We start from the raw sequence: 19,798 nt of genomic DNA, 5'->3' as shown, positions 1-19,798 counted from the left end.
ACAAATTTAAATTAAAAATTAATATTTCCAGCTAATTCTTTTAGGGCAATTTCAGATAATTTTGCTTCGTATTGTGCATTGCTGTAACGTACTTTTGCATTGACATAATTAAGCTGTGCTGTTCTAAAATCGATAGTTGTTATGGTTCCGATTTTGAATTTGTCAAGCGTAATATCTAAGTTCTGCTTTGCAATGGCTTCATTATCTTCTTCTAAATCAATTAATTCTAAATTGGTCAGATAAGTTTGAAAAGCCGTGCTTAGCTGAGTATCCAAAATTAAATTCTGTTGTTCTATAGCAATCTTAGTATTTTCAATCTGCAGTTTGGCAACTTTCTCATTGCGATGCTGATTGAAACCGTCAAAAATATTCATTGAGGCATTAAATCCGTAATTTAAACCTCTATTAGACGTTTCACTTGTAAATCCTAAACTAGACTGACTTTCAGAGAAATTGTATCCACTTGTTAAACGTAACACAGGATAACGGTCGGCTCTTACCTGTTTTAATTGTAATTCGGCAATCCGTTTATTGATAATCTGTGCTTCAAGTGCTGGATTTTGTTTTTTTGCCAATTCCATTAAATCTACTAAAACCAGTTTATTGTCAACAGTTACTTCATCTGTAACCTTGAAATCAATTTTTGGGTCACGTGCGAGATATTGATTTAGCAGTATTTTAGCATTCGCATACGATTCTTTTTGTCTTAACAGCGCAACTTGATCAGAATTTAAATCGACCTGAGCATTTAGAACTTCCAATTTTGAAGCTTTTCCGATGCTAAAACGGTTTTGGGCCAAAGTAAGTCTTTGTTTTGAGATTACAATTGTAGTATCTAAAGCCGCTAATTGTTGTTGTTGCTGTACTAAATCGTAATAAGCAGAGTTTACTTGGCCAATTTTCACTAAAATGGTTCTTTTAAGCTCAGCATCTCCTAATTTTTGAAGTTCCTTCAACTGGTCATGTCTTGCAAACATTTTCATTCCGTCAAAAACAGTCCAGCCTAAACTTACACCATAGGTCAAGCTGTTGTTTTTAGCGTTGTCAAGTTTAGTAGTCGTTCCGTCCTGACGTGTTTGAGACGAATTCATGATACTATTATTATCAACAACATTTGCAGTTGCAGTTGGTAGCATACCAGAATTTCCAAACGTTACGTTAGTTTCGCTGATTTTAGTATTGTTTTTAGCAATCTTAATTTCAAAATTATTTTCTAATGCTATTTTCATAGCATCTTCAATAGTTAGAACTTCTTGGCCAACGATATTCGCCGAACAAAAGAAGCTCGCAATCAAACTAAAGAATAAAACCTTAATATTCATATATTTTTTGTTTGCCTTAAAAATTGTCTTTCAGTTAAATAGCAGAGCAAATTTAAGGTTTATAATTATTTACTTTCTCTTTCGTATTCATCAATTTTGTCAAATTCCGGATAATGTTTTCTGGCTTTTGACCACATAAAATAAATTGCAGGAATAACGAATAGTGTCAATGCTAGAGAAAATATAGTTCCTCCAACGATTACAACTCCCATACCGATTCTGCTGGTTGATGCAGCTCCAAGTGACATTGCAATAGGAAGTGCTCCCAAAGCAATTGCTAAACTAGTCATTAAAATCGGACGTAAACGCGCTTCAGAGGCTTCTAAAATTGCTTCCATTTTTGGCTTGCCTTGTTCGCGAAGCTGGTTCGCAAATTCGACAATCAGAATACCATTTTTAGTCACCAAACCAATAAGCATTACAGTACCAATCTGACTGAAAATATTCCAAGTCTGATTGAACAGCCATAATGAGAATAAAGCTCCTGCAACTGCCATCGGAACCGTCAAAATGATGATGAACGGATCGATGAAACTTTCAAACTGTGCCGCCAGAATTAGGAAAATCAACAATAAAGCCAATCCAAAAGCAAATGAAGTATTAGAAGAACTTTCGACGAAATCTCTAGATTCTCCACTCAAATCTGTTGTAAAACTTTCGTCAAGCACTTTTGCTTTAATTCGGTCCATTTCTGCAATACCGTCACTAATGCTTTTTCCTGGAGCTAATCCTGCAGAAACAGTAGCAGACATATAACGGTTATTGTGATACAATTGAGGAGGATTGCTTTGTTCTTCTACATTTACAACGTTATCCATCTGGATCAGTTGTCCTTTGTTGTTTTTTACAAACATTGAAGTTAAGTCTAAAGGCTTAGAGCGATCTTTTTGGTCAAACTGTCCTATAACTTGATATTGTTTTCCGTTTTTAATGAAATATCCAAATCTTTGTCCGCTTAAAGAAAGTTGCAGAGTTTGTGCAATGTCAAGGATTGAAATACCAAGACTTTCTGCTTTTTCGCGGTTAATGCTAACATTGATTTCAGGTTTGTTGAATTTTAGGTTTACATCAGAAATAGAAAAAATATCGCTTTTCCCGACTTCATCCATAAAAACTGGAATTTTTTCTCTCAGTTTTTCAAAATTCGGTGCCTGAATAATATATTGAATTGGAAGTCCGCCTCGTCTGTTTACAGCAATTGTAGGCTGTTGAATAACAGAAGTTTTAGCATCAGGATATTGTTTTGTCCATTTAGTAAGTTTATCAGCTATATCTTTTTGAGATTTTGCACGTTCATCTGGCTGTTTTAATGATAATCTGATAAAGCCAGTATTTGTTGCAGATGCTCCAAAACCAGGAGCTGTGATTACAAGGCTTACCTTTTTTTCAGGTATAGAATCGTCTACCAATTGAGAGATTTCCTGCATGAAACGATCGGTATATTCATAAGAAGAACCTTCTGGCGTTGTCATACGCATTGTTACAGAACTTCTGTCATCATATGGAGCTGTTTCTTTTGGCAATATGGTGAAAAACAAATAAATCAATCCAAAACAAGCAATAAGTATTGGAAAACTTAGCCATTTTCTATCCATAAATTTTGAAAGTGCTTCAGCATAACTGCTGTTCATTTTTTCAAAAAATGGTTCAGTTTTAATATAGAATTTTGATTTTTTCTGCTCACCGCCTTTCATCAAGTAAGCATTAAGCATCGGAGTCAAAGTCAAGGATACAAAGGCAGAAATTAATACCGCAGCACCAATTACTACACCAAATTCCCTAAAAAGCCTTCCGACGAATCCTTCAAGGAAAATTACGGGTAAAAATACGGCAGCCAAAGTAACCGAAATCGAAATTACCGCGTAGAAAATTTCATTAGAACCTTTAATAGCCGCTTCGATAGGAGACATTCCTTCTTCGACCTTTTTAAAGATGTTTTCAGTTACAACAATTCCGTCATCGACAACAAGACCTGTTGCCAATACAATTGCCAAAAGTGTTAATACATTGATTGAGAATCCAAAAAGCCACATTATGAAAAAAGTTGCAATTAAGGAAACAGGAATATCAATTAAAGGCCTAAAGGCAATTGCCCAATCTCTAAAGAATAAATAGATAATCAAAACTACGAGAACAATCGAAATTCCTAAAGTCTCGGCAACCTCCAAAACCGATTTCTTTACGAAAACCGTATTGTCAAGAGCGATATTTAATTTGATATCTTTTGGAAGGTCTTTTTTTAACGCCTCGTATTTTTTATAAAATTCGGCAGAAATGTCAAGATAATTTGCACCCGGCATCGGAACGATTGCAAGACCAATCATTGGAAGTCCAGATTGGCTTAGTTTGGTTTCAATATTCTCGGGACCTAATTCAGCGCCTCCAATATCGCTCAAACGTACAATTTTATCTCCATTGGTTCGGATGATAATATTATTGAATTCTTCCGGTTTTGAAAGATTTCCAATCGTTTTTACAGTCAGTTCGGTATTGTTTCCAGTTAATTTTCCTGATGGAAGTTCAACATTCTGCGCATTTAGCGCAGTACGTACGTCGGCAACCGTACATTTATAAGCTGTAAGTTTTGCTGGATCAATCCACAAACGCATAGCGTAGCGTTTCTGCCCCCAGATTTGGACACCACTTACTCCTGGAATAGTTTCAAGACGTTGCGAAATTACATTTTCTGCGTAATCGCTTAATTCTAAAGAGTTTCTAGTGTCACTTTGAACTGTCATCGAAATGATTGCGTCACTATCTGCGTCAGCTTTAGAAACAACTGGCGGAGCATCAATATCTTGAGGTAAACTTCTAATGGCTTGTGATACTTTATCACGAACATCATTTGCCGCTTCTTCCAAATCTTTATCAAGATTAAACTCGATAGTAATGTTGCTGCTTCCTTGATTACTAGAAGAAGTAATATTTCGGATACCGTCAATGGCGTTTACTGCTTTTTCTAAAGGCTCTGTAATCTGCGATTCGATGATGTCTGAATTGGCTCCCGTATAATTGGTTCTAATAGAAACCTGTGCCGGATCAATAGATGGAAATTCTCGAACACCTAAAAAGGTATAACCAATGAAACCGAATAAAATAATCAAAAGATTCAGTACGATGGTTAAAACAGGTCTTCTTATACTTGTAGTTGATAAACTCATATTGTGATTTAGATTTTAGATAGTTGATTTTAGATTTCTGATGTTTAATCTCAATCCTATCCCAAATAATGGGACTAAAATCTCTAATTATTTAACTTTAACTATAATTGGCGCTTCATTTTTTAAAGACATCACACCGCTAGTAATCAGCGTATCGCCAGCCTTTAATCCTGATAAGACCAAAATAGACGCATCTGTTCTTGTTGTTGCTTCTACCATTACTTCTTTGGCTTTGCCATTTTCAGAAATGTAGACTTTTTTACCGCTTTGTACCGGTATGATTGCCTGAGTAGGAATTACAATAGCGTCTTTTATGATATTTAATGGCAGTTTTACATCAGCAAATGTTCCTGGGAAAATTTTTCCGTCAACATTGTCTGCAATGGCGCGAATTTGAAGTGTTCTGGTTTCGACAGCGACTTCAGGCTCTATAGCATAAATTTTTGCATTATACACTTTTTCAGAACCAGAAACCGTAAAGTCTATGACAGAACCGCTTTTAACTTGCGATGCATATTTTTCTGGAATAGAAAAAGTAATCTTTAGTTTTCCTGTGTTTACCAATTTGGCAACTAATACTGTTGGAGTAATATATGTTCCTGGCGAAATAGAACGTAAACCTATTTTACCAGAAAATGGAGCTTTTACAGAAGTTTTAGCAATCTGTGCTCTTATCAATTGGCTTTGTGCCTGTGCAGAAGCATGATCTGCTCTTGCAACGTCATATTCTTCTTGGCTTATGGCTTCTTTTTGAAGCAGTAATTTGGCTCTTCTCTCATTTTCCGAAGTAAGGCTTTCTTTAGTAGTAGCTTGTCTTAGTTGGGCTTTTAACTCAATATCATTGACTTTAAAAAGGACTTGGCCTTTATTTACATAAGTTCCTTCATTAAAGAAAATCCCTTCTACAATTCCAGAAACTTCACTGTGAATTTCTATTTGCTCATTTGCTTCGATAGAACCCGATAATGAAAGGTTATTATCAAAGGTAGAAGTTTTTACCACCATACCAGTTACGGTTGTCGGCTTGTCTTTGTCGTTGAATTTTTTAGAATCATCATTCTTACTTTTATTTGATACTATTCTGTAAGTAATAAATCCTCCTATCACAATGACTAGCAGGGCGTAAATGAGATGTTTTAATTTCATAAGAAATAAGGTAATTAGGAATTTTAGGTTTTGTTTTAGTAAGCTTGCAAATTTAGCTTTTTGGGGCGAAATCGAAAGTGCTTAGCCTTTTATTTAACATTTGCGTGTACAAAGGCTTTCATTAGACTAAAAATGTTAGCAATGGTTTAATTTATATTTAATTTTTTTTGAACTTTTTTACTTAATCGTCTTTTTGTATGATTTTTTTATTCTTGAAACGTTCTTTTGACACTTAATCGCTTCTTCGGAGATTGATGTTTGCAAATTTAAACTTGTTAATTTTTTTGATTCTAAAATGACGAAGTCAAGCAAAGTCATGCGTTTAATATTTTTTTTGTTTTTTGTCTGATTTTTTTTGCACTTTATCGATATAATTTGTAACATTGATAATATTAAACAAAACCTAAAATTTTAAATGCTATATAACAGCTATATGTTGTTTTTAGTGTTAAATGAATGTTTGAAATGTGATGATTTAAGATTTTTATGTATTATAGGTTGTAAAAATATTAACAATTGTTTATCTTTTAAGGAGTGTTCAATTAAATGTTCTTTGCATGAAGAAAAAAATATTTTTAGGGTTATGGTTTTCATTATTATTCGCCGCAATTGCCTATTTATTCTGGCAAAACGAATTTCAATATAGTCTTCCGACTCCAATTCCGAAAAATCATCATAAAGTCGCTTTAGGTTCAAAAATTGAACTTGCTCAATGTTGTGTATTCGACAACAAGCCTGTATTTATTCACTTTTTTAATCCCGATTGCCCTTGTTCGCGCTTTAATGTGCCACATGTAAGTGACTTGATCAAAAAGTATAAAAATCAGGTTAATTTTAAGATTGTAGTGTTAAACAAAGAAAAGACTTTTACTATAAAAGAAATACAGGATAAGTTTAATGCAGAAATCCCAGTTTATTTTGATCAGGAGATAGCCGTAAAATGTGGCGTTTTTTCTACTCCCCAAGCTGTTTTACTAGATGCTGGCCATAATTTATATTATAGAGGGAATTACAATAAAACCAGATACTGTACAGATGCAGAAAGCAATTATGCCCAAATGGCTATTGACTCTTTATTAAAAAAAATTAATGCCCCATCATTTAATGCTTTAGCTCTTAGAGCTTACGGATGTTCGTTACCAAAATGCACTAAATAAATCTATTTTAACCTAAATCTTTAACCTATGAAAACAAAAGCCAGTTTGAATGAACAAGATTATCTGCACAATTTTATGTCGACCATGACGCAGAAATCGGACTCAATTATTAATTATGTGCTAGCTGCTTATTTTTTGCTTGGAGTTGGATTGTCTTTTAAATACGATACCTTCGAAATAGGAGCAGGAGTAGGAACGCTCAATTTGTTGGCCTACTATTCTGCAAAATTCTTTCTTAAGGAATCTAAGTTTTATCAGTATGTTTTATCGGTAGTTTTGGCTATTTTTATGGCGCAATACATTTATCAGATGCATGGTCTGTTCGAAATGCATTTTACAGTATTTATTGCGAGCACTATTTTGATTATTTATCAGAATTGGAAACTCCAGATTCCGCTTACGCTTTTAGTTGTCCTTCATCATGTTGGGCTCGCATATCTTCAGAATTTTGTTTACAATGACACAAATGGACTGCAAGTTTACTTTTCGCAAGTGAATTTTGATTTAGAAACCTTGATTATCCATGTAGTTTTGGCTGCAGTCGTTTTTTTTATGAACGGATATTGGGCTTACTATTTTAAGACTCACAGCCAAAATCATATTTCTAAAATTTCGGATGAATATGAACTAGAAAATATGAAACTTGCTTCTGCAAAGTACAGTTCTATGAGCGCTACTAAAGATTATAATGATTTTATCCACAGAACAACTTTAGATCTTAAATTGCCCGTGAGTTCCGTTCTAAAGCTCATTGATGTTTCTAAAGGGCATACCGACAATGATCAACTGCTTACTTATCTCGACATGATGCGTGAAAGTGCCAAAAAAATTGATGATTTGGTCAATGACATTCATGTAAAATCAACTGGTGCTAGAAGCTAATCCGTATCATTTTATGTTTAAATATGACTTACAATCGGCAGCCCCAATGCTGATTAGTTTGAGGAAATCTTTCGATGTTTTTTTGAAGAATGAAACTGTTGTGAATTCACTTGAAAAAGTTGGTTCAGAAACTGAATTCGGCAAAGAAGTGGCGCGCATTATGAATGAATACGGAGACAATCAGAATGTTAAAAATCTTGATTTTCAGTACAAAAAAATCATTCTGATAGCCAACGATATTCGTTACTTAAAACTGATTCACGACGAGACACTGCCTGACTGGCTTGAGGATGAATTGGAAACAGTTTTTCATAAAATAAAAAAGATTTTATTGGTTCTGGAAATAGAACTCAATTAGAAAGTTTACAAATTCGTTGTAACAAGAAGTTCAATTGTATAGTAATTAAAAATACCAAGATTATGGATTCTAGAATTATCCGCCCGACGCCGTCTGAGAGAGAAGTAGATTGGAATAAAAACAAAGTGCTGCTCAGCAAGACAGATAAAAGAGGTACAATTTTATATGCTAACGAAGATTTTATAGATGTTTCTGGGTATGACGAGTTTGAGTTAGTTGGGCAACCGCACAATATTATACGTCATCCTGATATGCCAAAGGTGATTTTTAAGTTTTTGTGGGATAGCATAAAATCTAGCGAAAACATTCATGTTATCATCAAAAACATGGCAAAAACAGGACGTTATTATTGGGTTGTAACAGATTTTAAGGTAATCGCGGATACAGATGGTGAAATTGTAGGCTTTTTTGGAACACGAAAAGCGGTGCCAAATGATATTATTCTAAAATTTATTGAGCCTTTGTATAAGAAATTAATTCAGATTGAAGAAGTAGGAGGGATTGAAGCTTCTGAGGAATATCTTGTTGGCTTTCTGGAAGAACGCAAAAAAACTTATACGGAATACATAGATAATCTGATTGCAACAGGAAAAGATGATAAGAATAAGGTAAGCAAAGGTCTTTTTAACGGATTTTTCGATAAGAAAAACAATCCGAAAAAGTAATTTATATACTTCATTGCATCTCCAGAAATATTCAAAATTTAAATTTGCCCCCCAACAAATCTAAAATCAAAAGCTATAAAACATAGTTGAATATTTTGTGCTTAAGTTGCTTAAGCCGATGTGATGAAGTTTTTTTAAAATTTTCTAGGCGGCTAAGCTTTTGAGGTGCTAAGGTCTTCGTTTTTGGTTTGAGGTTTGGAGTTTCATATTTAGGTTTAGAGTTAGCCTTTGTTGAAGCTTAGCGTCAGAAACTTAGCATCTCAGAAGCTTGGTGCTTAGCTAATGTAATTCCAGATATTCTTCTTTTTGGTCAGTTCGATAAAAATAGATTTCAAAATGGCATGTTCCGGTTTTTGAAGAGCCGGATCTTCTTTTAAAACTTTCATGGCATAATTTCTTGCCAAAGACAAGATATCACGGTCTCGAACTATATCTGCAATCTGAAGATTAAGGACACCGCTCTGTTGCGTTCCCATTAGATCACCTGGACCGCGCAGTTTAAGGTCAACTTCTGCAATTTCGAATCCGTCATTGGTTTTGACCATAGTTTCCATTCTGATTTTACTGTCAGAGCTTAATTTATGACCAGTCATCAAAATGCAATAGCTTTGCTCTGCGCCACGACCAACGCGTCCACGAAGCTGGTGAAGTTGTGATAGTCCAAAACGTTCGGCGCTTTCGATGATCATAACGCTGGCATTTGGCACATTAACACCAACCTCAATAACGGTTGTGGCTACCATTATATTGGTTTTTCCTTCCGAAAAACGTTTCATTTCTGCATCTTTATCTGCTGGTTTCATTTTTCCATGAAGAATAGAAATCGAATATTGAGGCAACGGAAAATCACGTGAAATGCTTTCGTAGCCGTCCATTAAATCTTTGTAATCCATTTTTTCAGATTCCTGAATTAACGGATATACAATATAAATTTGCCTTCCTTTTGCTATTTCGTCGCGAAGAAATTTCCACACTTTCAAACGATTGGTGTCAAATCGATGAACGGTCTGAATCGGTTTTCTGCCGGGAGGCAATTCATCAATAACCGAAATGTCCAAATCGCCGTATAGACTCATCGCAAGAGTTCTCGGAATTGGGGTCGCGGTCATGACCAAGATGTGAGGCGGAATATCGTTTTTCTTCCATAATTTAGAACGCTGTTCAACACCAAAACGGTGCTGTTCGTCAATTACGGCAAGACCTAAATTTTGAAATTTGACTTTATCTTCTAACAAAGCATGAGTACCGATTAAAACTTGAAGACTTCCATTTTCAAGCTCTTCATGAATAATCTTTCGCGCCGCAGTTTTGGTAGAGCCTGTTAAAATTTTGATGTTTAGGTTTAAAGTCTGTGCGAGTTCTGAAAGTCCTAAAAAATGCTGATTGGCCAAGATTTCTGTTGGAGCCATTAAGCAGGCCTGAAAACCATTGTCCAATGCCAGCAACATACTCATAAAAGCGACAATCGTTTTTCCTGAACCAACATCACCTTGCAGTAATCGGTTCATTTGGGCATTGCTGCCCATATCGGTTCTGATTTCTTTTATTACCCTTTTCTGCGCGTTCGTTAAACTGAAAGGCAGATGATTCTGATAGAATTCATTAAATAATTCACCAACTTTTGTAAAAGGATGCCCTTTAATTTTATGCTTTCGAATCAGATTTTTGGTAATGAGCTGTAATTGAATAAAAAACAATTCCTCAAATTTTAAGCGGAACTGTGCTTTCGCCAAAATCTCGGCACTTTTTGGAAAATGAATGTTGAATAAAGCTTCTCTTTTCGGAATCAGTTTTAATTCTTCAATCAAATAAGGAGGAAACGTTTCTGTAAACAACGCCTGTGTTTCAATAAAAAGCTGTTCCATCAGTTTATTGATGGTGCGATTAGAAATACCTTTATTGGTAAGCGCTTCTGTTGAAGGATATACAGGTTGCATAGCCGAACGAAGGCTTTTTTCGTGTTCGCTCAGCAGTTCTATTTCCGGATGCGCCATGCTGAATTGACTTCCGTACAAAGAACATTTTCCAAATATCACACAAGGTTCATTCAGCTTTAAACTTTCTCTGATCCATTTATGGCCCTGAAACCAATTTAATTCAATTTGCCCTGTATCGTCTACAAATGAAGCGACAAGACGTTTTTTATTTTTAGCAAACTCAACTGTTTTTATGTTGATTATTTTTCCGATAATCTGTACTTCTGAGCCCGTATTCTGTAATTCATTAATTTTGTAATAACGCGTTCTGTCGATATATCGATTCGGAAAAAAATTGACTAAATCTCCATATTTATGAATTCCTAGTTCCTTGCGAAGCAGCTGACCCCGAGTGGGACCAACGCCTTTTAAGTATTCGATAGGAGTTTCTAGGAGATTATTAGACATTAAATTATTTTAGATTTTAGATTGCTGATATTAGATTTGGAAAAATTGGAATTTGTAATTTATCAGTTGGAGTTTTATTTAAAAGCGAAGATAGATTTTAATTAGGAATTTTGAAAATCAATTATGAAGCTTAAGATTTTGAATGTTAAGTTATCGTTAGCATGAAAAAATAAACGCAACCATTTTAAAGATGTAAAATCTTAATAATAGTTAACCTTTAAAACTTTAAAAAAAATGAAAAGAATTACACTTTTAGCGGTATTGTTTATTTGCCTTGTTTCTTGCTCAAATGATGAATCTAGTGTCAAATCAGAAATAACACTAACCGATTATTATGGAAAATGGGTAAATGTTCAAAATGAAGCGACTTGGAATGATGAGTATGTTTTTAATACAGACGGTACTTTTACAAGAGTTAAAACCGTAAACAGTATAACCACAAATTTATCAGGTACCTTCGAAATTTTTGAAAGAGAGGGTAGAGCTAATTTCCAATTAACTTATTCTGCTGCTTCAAATTTGCTTTACAGCTGCAGTAATGGTTTTGGGGGTGACAAAGAGCTTTTGTATATTTATAACGGAAATTTAGAAAACGCAGGAAAAATGTGTGATTATGAATTAAGGTATAAAAAGGCAAAATAATACGAATGATATTCTTAAAAACTCCATTATAACTTAACGGAGTTTTTTATTTTTACGACAGTATTATTTTAATGAAAAAGATAATTACTAGATTTGTTAAAGCATTCAATCATAGTATAAGCCCCAAAAGATATGAGTAAAGAAGAAAAAGTTCCTTTTGAAACTATAGTGTTTTCAGGTGTTACATTCAAAGTAAAAAACAGACATCAAGCCCACGAAATTATCAGCAATCTTACCGATTTTAATAATCAGAATATTTACAATGTTTTTGAAGATACTTGGCGTTTTCCTGATTATGAAAAGAATCCTGTTTTCTTGTTGGCAGAAGATGATGTACAGATGGATATTCTTGAAATGGAATTCAGTACAGATGAATATCCGGATATTTTTATTCTTGGCTTTATCTTTAAAAAAGACCTGACAGTCAATAAATTGATAAGTGCTTACGATACAGACAACTCGCCAGCATTAATTGTATTAGGAAAAACGACAACAATCAATATTACCTTGTTTGGTAGTGTGCATTATCTTGGCGGAGGTTTGCAGTGTGACGTTCTTTTAGGAGAATACAATCACGGTGAGCTTTTTGTAAAAGGAGACGTTTCGGCATGGCTTATATACGCTGATGATATGAACATGCATTTTGAAGGTTTTAATAACGTGCAAGCTGTTATAAATGCAGGTCGTCCGGATATTTCAATCTGCAGCAGACTTACCGATACTGATGGTTCCATTATATTGATTGAAAATTATTTTCCGTCTACTCACAAATTATCAGACATCGTTGCCGATTCTTATCTTGAGCATGACGAAGTGTATGATAGAGAAACATTGGTTTCAGATTATTATGATACTGTTTTTAAGAAAGGAGATTCACTTATTGATCACAGCAAAGAAGAGCGTTATTCATACAATGGTTTTAGGGATGCTTTTATTGATATGATCCAAACATTGTCTGATAAACTCGAAACAGAAAACGAGGAAAGTTTGTTTTGCAATTACGAAGATACAGATTACAGTTTCGTTCATTTTGAATACGATAATAAACAATACAGTCAAATTTCGGCAACTATTGTAAACGGCTTCAATATCAGAATGCGTGGTTTATGGTGCATCGATACGCAGGAAATAATGTTGTTGCTGGAATATTTGTATGATGATGAAAGCACAAAATACCAATGGATGAATGATGAAACTGCTGAAGGAATTGAGTTTTATTCGATTAAACACGCTATCATTACAGCTTTTGAAGTTTTAAATAAAGATTACGAAGAATCTGATGAAGAAGAATATGAAGAAGAATATGAAGAAGATGCTGATGAGGAATTTTCTTTAGAGGAGTTTTCATCTCAGTTTGGTGCGTATAAAATTCCAGAGGATTTGGTGAAATTATGTGATTTTCAATCTCAGTATGGAGAAGAAACTTTTTCAGAATGTTTCTATCTTCATTCAATTGATAAAACCGGATTAAAGACTTGGTCTGAAGATGAAGCATTTTACGATAGTTTTATTGAATTTGCTCGTGCGAACGGTTCAGGCAGTTCTTACGCTTATTGGCTTGTTGACTCGGATTTGAATAAATGTCCGATTGTGGTTTTTGGAGATGAGGGAGGTATTCATGTTGTGGCTGAAAACACTCAAAAACTGATTTCGCTTCTTACTTACGATACAGAAATTTCAGTCGATCATGATAAGGCGTATTTTTATAAAGATGAAGATTATTATGAAGAAAGCGAAAATATAAATGAATTTAGAGATTGGGCAAAAAAAACTTTTAATCTGTCTGTTATAGAAACCGATGAAGATGCTGACGCCATTACCAATGAAGCAAAAAAAATCTACGGAAAGAAACTGAATGATTTTTTAACAAAATTTGATATCGAAACTTACGACGAAGAGGATATGTAAACAGGAAAGAAACCAGTTGGAATAATTATCTTTGCAAAAAATAAATTAAATGATCACACATTTGGCACTTTTAAGAGGCATCAATGTTTCGGGGCATAACATGATTAAAATGGAAGCTTTAAAAACAATGCTCGAAAATATAGGTTTTCAAAACGTTCGAACTTATCTACAGTCCGGAAATGTATTTGTGGATACCGAAGAAGAAAGCGCTTCAAAAGTTGGCTTTATGATCAAACAGGAAATTTTTAAAGTGTTTGGTCATGAAGTTCCTGTGATTGTAATTACAAAAGAAGATTTGGAATTGTGTTTCAAAAACAATCCTTATTTGAATGAAAAAGAGGTAGATACCAAAAAGCTTTATGTAGCATTTGTTTCTATTCCGTTAAAGAAAGAAAGCATACACGATTTAAAAATAAGCCAGTTTAAGCCAGATGAAGCTGCTATAGACGGAAATCGTGTTTTTATTAAATATGCGGTCGGCGCTGGAAAAACACGTTTTGATCAGAAATATATTGAGAAAAAACTAAATGTTACGGCAACCACCAGAAATTGGAATACGGTTACCAATTTGCTGAAAATGTACGAAGAATAATTTCAGATTAATCTCTTATCCATTTTTGCATTACGGGAAAAGCGTTTTTATTTTCTTTTAAGGCTCGTTCTTTGCCTAAAGCCAGTCCAATCCATTCTAAGAAAGGAAGCCCGATATAAGTTTCTGACGAAAAATTAGCAATAAGCCAATCTGAATCATTTTTGTATCCTGCGGGATGAAAAACAAATTCAAGAGGCAATTCCAAATAATTACATGCAGCAAAAGACCAAAGTATAGCAGCCATTTCTTCTCCGGCTGTTGGCCAATTCTTATCTATTTTGTCGGTTCCGATAAGATTTCTCATATTAGAAGAAGTTACGGCAAGATGTCCGGCTTCGTGTAGAATGTCTCCAGGGTATAAAAGTTTATCATAATCGATATAAATGCAGTTTGGACCAAGGTCAAGTCCTGGTAAAAAAGAATTATCAAGTTTTTTTTCGGTTATCTCGATTCCGATTTCTTGAATAAATTTTAAAGCTTTCTGTAGATTACGATCTTGTTGTACGCTCATTTTATCTAATTTGGATTGGTGTTTTTTTCAAATAAATAGTATCGGCATTATGAAGACTTCCTTTTCTGGCTCCTCCGCCAAATGGATTCATTACCTGAATAGACTGAGATTCATAACCCTCTTTTTCAATAGCTTCATTCACTATAACCGGCGGAGCTTCAAAACCAAAAAATGTAAATTGTCGGTAACGTTTTTCATTTAATGAAAAATAACCATTGTTTTCGCTCAAAGTCTCTCCAACCGTACAATTTTCAATCGGTTGTTTGGATTCTGCATCATAAATATATCCAACAATCTGCGGTCGTTCGCATCTGCTTACAAGACAGCTTTGTAAAGAAATAGAAATTGTAATTAAGAATGTAAAAAGTATAAATTGTCTGCGCATCATTTTTTTATTAAGTCACAATACCAAAATCCAAAATCGAAAGCACTTTCAGCATTGGTATCACAAGCTTTGTTGGTACTTTCAACGTTTTTTGGTTTTTCATATTTTCGGTATACGGTTTCGCCAATTTCAAAATCAATCGGTTTAGAGAAAAGAGGCCCGTCAAAAGTAAAGGTATGAAATTCTCCATTTTCCCCACATACATCAACGTTTTCGGGCAAGTCATTTAGAAAATCCTGATCAATGATTCTTCCCACAAAACTTTTATCCAGATAACGTTCGTTTACACAAACGACAATCGTTTTGAATTTCAATGAAATAAACTCCTCAATGAGTTCTTTGGTTGGGATTTTCCATAGCGTAAAAATACCTTCAAAACCAATTTTTGCAAGTTGTTCTTCACGATATTTTCGTAAGTCTTCCAAGAAAATATCACCAAAAACAGCATAATTAATTCCTTGATTTTTAAGGTCGGATAAAGTTTTGTTCATTACATCTTCATAAACTTCCATAGAAGGCATTTCTGGAATCTCCATAATTCTCAAAGGAAGTCCAATGCTTTGAGCTTGTGCTTCTAGAAGTTCTGTACGAATTCCATGCATAGAAATGCGTTGGTATTTTTGATTGACACTCGTTAGCAAATACTCAATTTTATAATCGGGATTCTGCTGGATTTTGTACAATGCCAAAGCAGAATCTTTACCGCTGCTCCAGTTAAATATAGCTTTTTTTACTGTTGACACTATTGTGGATTTTATGAATGTAAACTTACAAATTTCATTCGATTAGTTGCTAAAAGGTTTGTAACTTTGGGATTTCGCCTTTAATTTTACTTCAATGAGATATTTTCTTTTATTATTTACCTCTTTCCTTTTTGCACAACAATCTAAAAACGTCGACTTTAAATCTGTGACGGGACAATTGTCATTAAAGGCAAAAGAAAAAACAGTTTCAGGCTCAGTCGATTATCATTTTGAAATTTTGAATTCGTGTGATACCATTTCGCTTGACGCTAAAAACATGGAATTTTCAAACATAAAGATTGATGAAAAAGAGGCAGTGTTTTTAAATACGTCAAAACAGTTAAAAGTTATTTATTCTTTTCAAAAAGGAGAACACAAACTGACTTTCAATTATACTACAAAACCAAAACAAGCATTATATTTTGTTGATATTGAAAACGATAATGTACAGATTTGGACGCAAGGTCAAGGAAGATATACCAGCAATTGGTTTCCGAGTTTTGATGATGTAAATGAAAAAGTGATTTTCGGTCTCGGAATAACATTTGATAAAGATTACGACGTCGTTTCAAACGGAGTTTTAAAAGCAAAAACACCAAATGAAACCACAAACCATTGGCAGTTTCAGATGGAAAAACCGATGAGTTCTTATTTGCTGATGCTTGCAATCGGAAAATTTGATAAGAAGGAACTCAAATCAAAAAGCAAGGTTCCGCTTCAATATTATTATGAACCAAAGGACGAAAATCGTTTTGAACCCACATACCGTTATTCTAAAAAGATTTTTGATTTTCTTGAAAAAGAGATTGGTGTAAAATATCCTTGGCAGATTAACAGGCAGATTCCGGTACGTGACTTTTTGTATGCGGGAATGGAAAATACGACTTCGACTCTTTTTACGACTCGCTATGTGGTAGATTCGATTGGTTTTGCAGATCGAAATTATACCAACGTTGATGCGCACGAGCTGGCGCATCACTGGTTTGGCGATTTGATAACAGCCGAAAGCAGTACACATCATTGGCTTCAAGAAGGTTTTGCAACCTATTATGCGCTTCTTGCCGAAAGAGAAATCTATGGTGATGATTATTTTTACTCCAAATTGTATGATACGGCACAACAACTTAAGTTTGCTTCAAGAACCGATACTATTCCGGTTTTAAATGCTAAAGCCAGTTCTCTTACTTTTTATGAAAAAGGTGCTTGGTCATTGTTTTTTCTTCATCAATCAATTGGCGATAAAGCCTTTAAAAAGGCTATAAAAAGCTATCTCAATAAATATGCTTATCAAAGCGTAAACACAGAGAATTTCTTTGACGAAATCAGGAAAGTTTCGGATTTTGATCTTGAAAAATTCCAAAAGACTTGGCTAGAATCTACTGCTTTTGATACTCCTGCAGCAAATGCTTTATTGAGTGAAAATAAGGTTACTCAGAAAAGATTAGAAATAGACAAACTGAAAAAAATACCTTTTGCAGAGAAAAAAGAGATTTTTAAGGCTATTTTGGAATCGAATATATACGAATCGGTTAAAAAGGCAGTCATTGATCAGCTGGCTAGCGAAAAATATGAAGATAAAAAAGAGCTTTTGCTTTTGGCGCTTCAAACAAATAATATTCAAGTTAGGCAGAGTATTGCGGAGACGATGACTAAAATTCCAGAAGATTTTAGACTTTATTATGAAACACTTTTAGACGACAAATCATATCAAACGCAGGAAATAGCATTGTATTGGTTATGGCGCAATTTTCCGAATAATCGCAAGGAATATTTGGATAAATCACAATCATGGATTGGTTTTAACGATTTTAATTTAAGGACTTTATGGCTTTCTTTGGCTTTGTCGACATCAAATTACAGTCAAAATCCAGATGCGTTGGCAAACGAGTTGCTTTTGTTTTCAACTTCAAAATACGAAGCAGGGACCAGACAAAATGCTTTGGAAAAACTAATTGCTTTCAAAATTATTAACGACCAGGTTTTGAGTAGTTTAGTAAGTGCAACCACACATCATATGTGGCAGTTTTCAAAATTTGGAAGAGATACAATTCGCCTTTTGCTAAAAAATCCAGAAATGCGTGCTTCATTTGAGAGAATTTTAACTAATTTGAGCCCCGATGAACAGTTTCAGTTGAATCGTTTGTTGAAAGAATAAAAAATTAGAATTATACAAGACAGAAAATAGAATAGAGAAAATAGAATATAGAGTAAAAAGTAAAAGAGAAGATAGCAAATAACAAAATAGCCATTTACTCTATTCTTAAAAAAAAATAACCCCAAAAACTCACAACCTAGTAAAAAAATGAGAGCATTAGTTATTTCTGGTGGCGGTAGTAAAGGTGCATTTGCCGGCGGTGTTGCCCAGTATTTAATAGAAGAAAAAAAGCATGAATACGATTTGTTTTTAGGAACATCAACAGGAAGTCTTCTGATTCCGCATTTGGCTCTCGGGCATATTAAGAAAATCCATTCTGTTTACACCAATGTTACCATGGCCAGTATTTTTAATATTTGTCCTTTTGTGGTAAAAGTAAAAGACGGAATTGACATCGTCACCATTAATCACTTTAACGTTTTGAGACAGTTTTTCAAAGGCAAAAGAACCTTTGGAGAAAGCAAAGGACTAAGGAAATATATTCAGAATAATTTTTCGATTTCAGATTTTAATAAACTTAAAAAAATGGATAATGATGTGATTATTACTGTGACTAATTTTACTAAAAACGAATCTGAATACAAATCAGTAAAAGACTGTACTTATGAGGAGTTTTGCGAATGGTCTTGGATTTCTAGTAATTATGTTCCTTTTATGAGTTTGGTTGAAAAGAATAACTGCGAATATGGAGACGGTGGATTCTCTAGTTTGGTTCCAATTCGTGAAGCAATCAATCGCGGAGCCACAGAAATTGATGTAATTGTTCTTGAAACAGAAATAAATACCACAAAGACCGTTATTGGTAAAAATCCGTTTTCGCTTATGATAGATTTGTTTCGAATTGCTTTGGATCAGGTAGAGAAACACGACATTGCTATAGGAAAACTTATGGCAAGCAATAAGAATGTTAAACTTAACTTATATTACACTCCGATAAAACTGACCGATAATGCGTTGATCTTTAATAAAGATGTTATGAAAAAATGGTGGGAGCAAGGTTATGAATATGCTCAGAATAAATCGGAAGTAATGAGTGATAACAAGATATTGATTTGAAAAAAGTAGCTCTCTTAATTTGTCTTATTTTGAGTTCTGGACTGTGGAGCCAAAGTTTGTGCAGAGCTCAAATGCTGCCAAAAGAAGATTTGTTTTCAAAGAATGAATTAAGCAACTATTCTAGGTATGATTTTTCGAATTTATGGAATCAAACAGAGAATGACTTGGTTTTCGGTATTATTGGTGATAATTATGAGAGAATACTAATCAAGTTTTTTTCCATAAAAAAAAGCAAAGAAAAATCAAACGAGTATTTGGTTTCAGGCAAAACTAAAGTTAAATCAAACATTTGCAGTTTTAAAGGAAAGATAACTATCAAGAGAATCAATGAACTTAAACAACCAAAGTTTGGTGTCGATGACGAATATAAAAATGCCGGAATAAAAAAGCAGGGATTGTTAACGGCGGTTTATGAATTTGTTGAAGATGAAAAACAAAATGGTTCGGGCAAGTTTTCTGGAAAGCTAGAATCGATATGGTATTTGGATAAGAATGATTTGATTCAGTATAATAATATTGAAATCGATTCAGATAAATATTTCAATAATGCCTTTGTTGGAATTTGGAAATCTAATACTACTGGAAGAGAAAAAATATGCAATTGGGGAGATTACAGAGTTCCAAATGTAAATTGTTATTTTGATATTGGAGCTGCAGAAATAAGTGTTTCAGAAAAGTATCAAAAGAATGGCTGGTTGATAAAACCAAAAACGAAATGGTGGTTGTAAAAA

Annotated in this window: 17 protein-coding genes; 10 read left to right on the top strand and 7 right to left on the bottom strand. The window is 34.0% G+C overall.

Annotation, left to right across the window (positions count from 1 at the left end):
• Positions 1–11 precede the first annotated feature (11 nt).
• From ACFFLS_RS20650 to ACFFLS_RS20640, 3 genes are all read right to left on the bottom strand, one after another.
• A complete protein-coding gene (locus ACFFLS_RS20650) occupies positions 12–1,322 on the bottom strand; it encodes a TolC family protein (protein ID WP_379687098.1) in 1,311 nt (436 codons plus the stop codon).
• A 65-nt stretch (positions 1,323–1,387) separates the two neighbouring features.
• Complete coding sequence (locus ACFFLS_RS20645; protein WP_379687097.1) at positions 1,388–4,483, bottom strand: efflux RND transporter permease subunit; 3,096 nt, start codon at positions 4,481–4,483, stop codon at positions 1,388–1,390.
• A gap of 87 nt (positions 4,484–4,570) precedes the next feature.
• Positions 4,571–5,629, bottom strand: a complete 1,059-nt coding sequence (locus ACFFLS_RS20640) for an efflux RND transporter periplasmic adaptor subunit (RefSeq protein WP_379687096.1) — start codon at positions 5,627–5,629, stop codon at positions 4,571–4,573.
• A 557-nt stretch (positions 5,630–6,186) separates the two neighbouring features.
• On the opposite strand from ACFFLS_RS20640, the gene ACFFLS_RS20635 reads away from it, so the two are divergent.
• The 4 genes from ACFFLS_RS20635 (at position 6,187) to ACFFLS_RS20620 (ending at position 8,691) form a co-directional block, all read left to right on the top strand.
• Complete coding sequence (locus ACFFLS_RS20635) at positions 6,187–6,786, top strand: TlpA family protein disulfide reductase (protein ID WP_379687094.1); 600 nt, start codon at positions 6,187–6,189, stop codon at positions 6,784–6,786.
• A gap of 27 nt (positions 6,787–6,813) precedes the next feature.
• Complete coding sequence (locus ACFFLS_RS20630; protein WP_379687093.1) at positions 6,814–7,668, top strand: hypothetical protein; 855 nt, start codon at positions 6,814–6,816, stop codon at positions 7,666–7,668.
• Between the two features lie 13 nt (positions 7,669–7,681).
• Entirely contained in the window at positions 7,682–8,026 is a 345-nt protein-coding gene (locus ACFFLS_RS20625; RefSeq protein ID WP_379689630.1) for a hypothetical protein, read from the top strand.
• A 62-nt stretch (positions 8,027–8,088) separates the two neighbouring features.
• The gene (locus tag ACFFLS_RS20620) at positions 8,089–8,691 is read left to right on the top strand and encodes a PAS domain-containing protein (protein ID WP_379687090.1); all 603 of its coding nucleotides are present in this window, start codon (positions 8,089–8,091) and stop codon (positions 8,689–8,691) included.
• A 275-nt stretch (positions 8,692–8,966) separates the two neighbouring features.
• Here ACFFLS_RS20620 and recG read toward each other — a convergent pair whose 3' ends face one another.
• Positions 8,967–11,075 (bottom strand): ATP-dependent DNA helicase RecG, encoded by a 2,109-nt coding sequence (recG, locus tag ACFFLS_RS20615; protein ID WP_379687089.1) that lies wholly within the window; start codon positions 11,073–11,075, stop codon positions 8,967–8,969.
• 234 nt (positions 11,076–11,309) lie between these two features.
• Between recG and ACFFLS_RS20610 the strand changes: the two genes are divergently transcribed.
• From ACFFLS_RS20610 to ACFFLS_RS20600, 3 genes are all read left to right on the top strand, one after another.
• Complete coding sequence (locus ACFFLS_RS20610; RefSeq protein ID WP_379687087.1) at positions 11,310–11,717, top strand: hypothetical protein; 408 nt, start codon at positions 11,310–11,312, stop codon at positions 11,715–11,717.
• A gap of 132 nt (positions 11,718–11,849) precedes the next feature.
• A complete protein-coding gene (locus ACFFLS_RS20605; RefSeq protein WP_379687086.1) occupies positions 11,850–13,625 on the top strand; it encodes a hypothetical protein in 1,776 nt (591 codons plus the stop codon).
• Positions 13,626–13,674: 49 nt separating this feature from the next.
• A complete protein-coding gene (locus tag ACFFLS_RS20600) occupies positions 13,675–14,217 on the top strand; it encodes a DUF1697 domain-containing protein (protein ID WP_379687085.1) in 543 nt (180 codons plus the stop codon).
• Positions 14,218–14,224: 7 nt separating this feature from the next.
• On the opposite strand, the gene ACFFLS_RS20595 is transcribed toward ACFFLS_RS20600, so the two are convergent.
• The 3 genes from ACFFLS_RS20595 to ACFFLS_RS20585 are packed head-to-tail and all read right to left on the bottom strand — an operon-like array spanning position 14,225 to position 15,856.
• Positions 14,225–14,728: a hypothetical protein gene (locus tag ACFFLS_RS20595; protein ID WP_379687083.1), complete on the bottom strand. Its 504-nt coding sequence runs from the start codon at positions 14,726–14,728 to the stop codon at positions 14,225–14,227.
• Between the two features lies 1 nt (position 14,729).
• Positions 14,730–15,116, bottom strand: a complete 387-nt coding sequence (locus tag ACFFLS_RS20590; RefSeq protein ID WP_379687082.1) for a hypothetical protein — start codon at positions 15,114–15,116, stop codon at positions 14,730–14,732.
• The gene (locus ACFFLS_RS20585) at positions 15,113–15,856 is read right to left on the bottom strand and encodes a Dph6-related ATP pyrophosphatase (protein WP_379687081.1); all 744 of its coding nucleotides are present in this window, start codon (positions 15,854–15,856) and stop codon (positions 15,113–15,115) included. Before ACFFLS_RS20585 ends, ACFFLS_RS20590 begins: the two co-directional genes overlap by 4 nt.
• 94 nt (positions 15,857–15,950) lie before the next feature.
• On the opposite strand from ACFFLS_RS20585, the gene ACFFLS_RS20580 reads away from it, so the two are divergent.
• The 3 genes from ACFFLS_RS20580 to ACFFLS_RS20570 all read left to right on the top strand — a co-directional run bounded on the left by ACFFLS_RS20580 (position 15,951) and on the right by ACFFLS_RS20570 (position 19,795).
• Positions 15,951–18,011, top strand: coding sequence for a M1 family metallopeptidase (locus tag ACFFLS_RS20580; RefSeq protein WP_379687079.1), 2,061 nt, complete (start codon positions 15,951–15,953; stop codon positions 18,009–18,011).
• A 147-nt stretch (positions 18,012–18,158) separates the two neighbouring features.
• On the top strand, positions 18,159–19,067 hold the full coding sequence (locus tag ACFFLS_RS20575) for a patatin-like phospholipase family protein (RefSeq protein ID WP_379687077.1): 909 nt from the start codon (positions 18,159–18,161) through the stop codon (positions 19,065–19,067).
• A gap of 29 nt (positions 19,068–19,096) precedes the next feature.
• Complete coding sequence (locus ACFFLS_RS20570; protein ID WP_379687076.1) at positions 19,097–19,795, top strand: hypothetical protein; 699 nt, start codon at positions 19,097–19,099, stop codon at positions 19,793–19,795.
• Positions 19,796–19,798: the final 3 nt, after the last annotated feature.

The organism is Flavobacterium procerum (genome assembly GCF_042431625.1).
Lineage (GTDB): Bacteria > Bacteroidota > Bacteroidia > Flavobacteriales > Flavobacteriaceae > Flavobacterium > Flavobacterium procerum.
The sequence above is the reverse complement of the archived record's forward strand: the minus strand, read 5'-3'. Positions and strand labels throughout refer to the sequence as shown.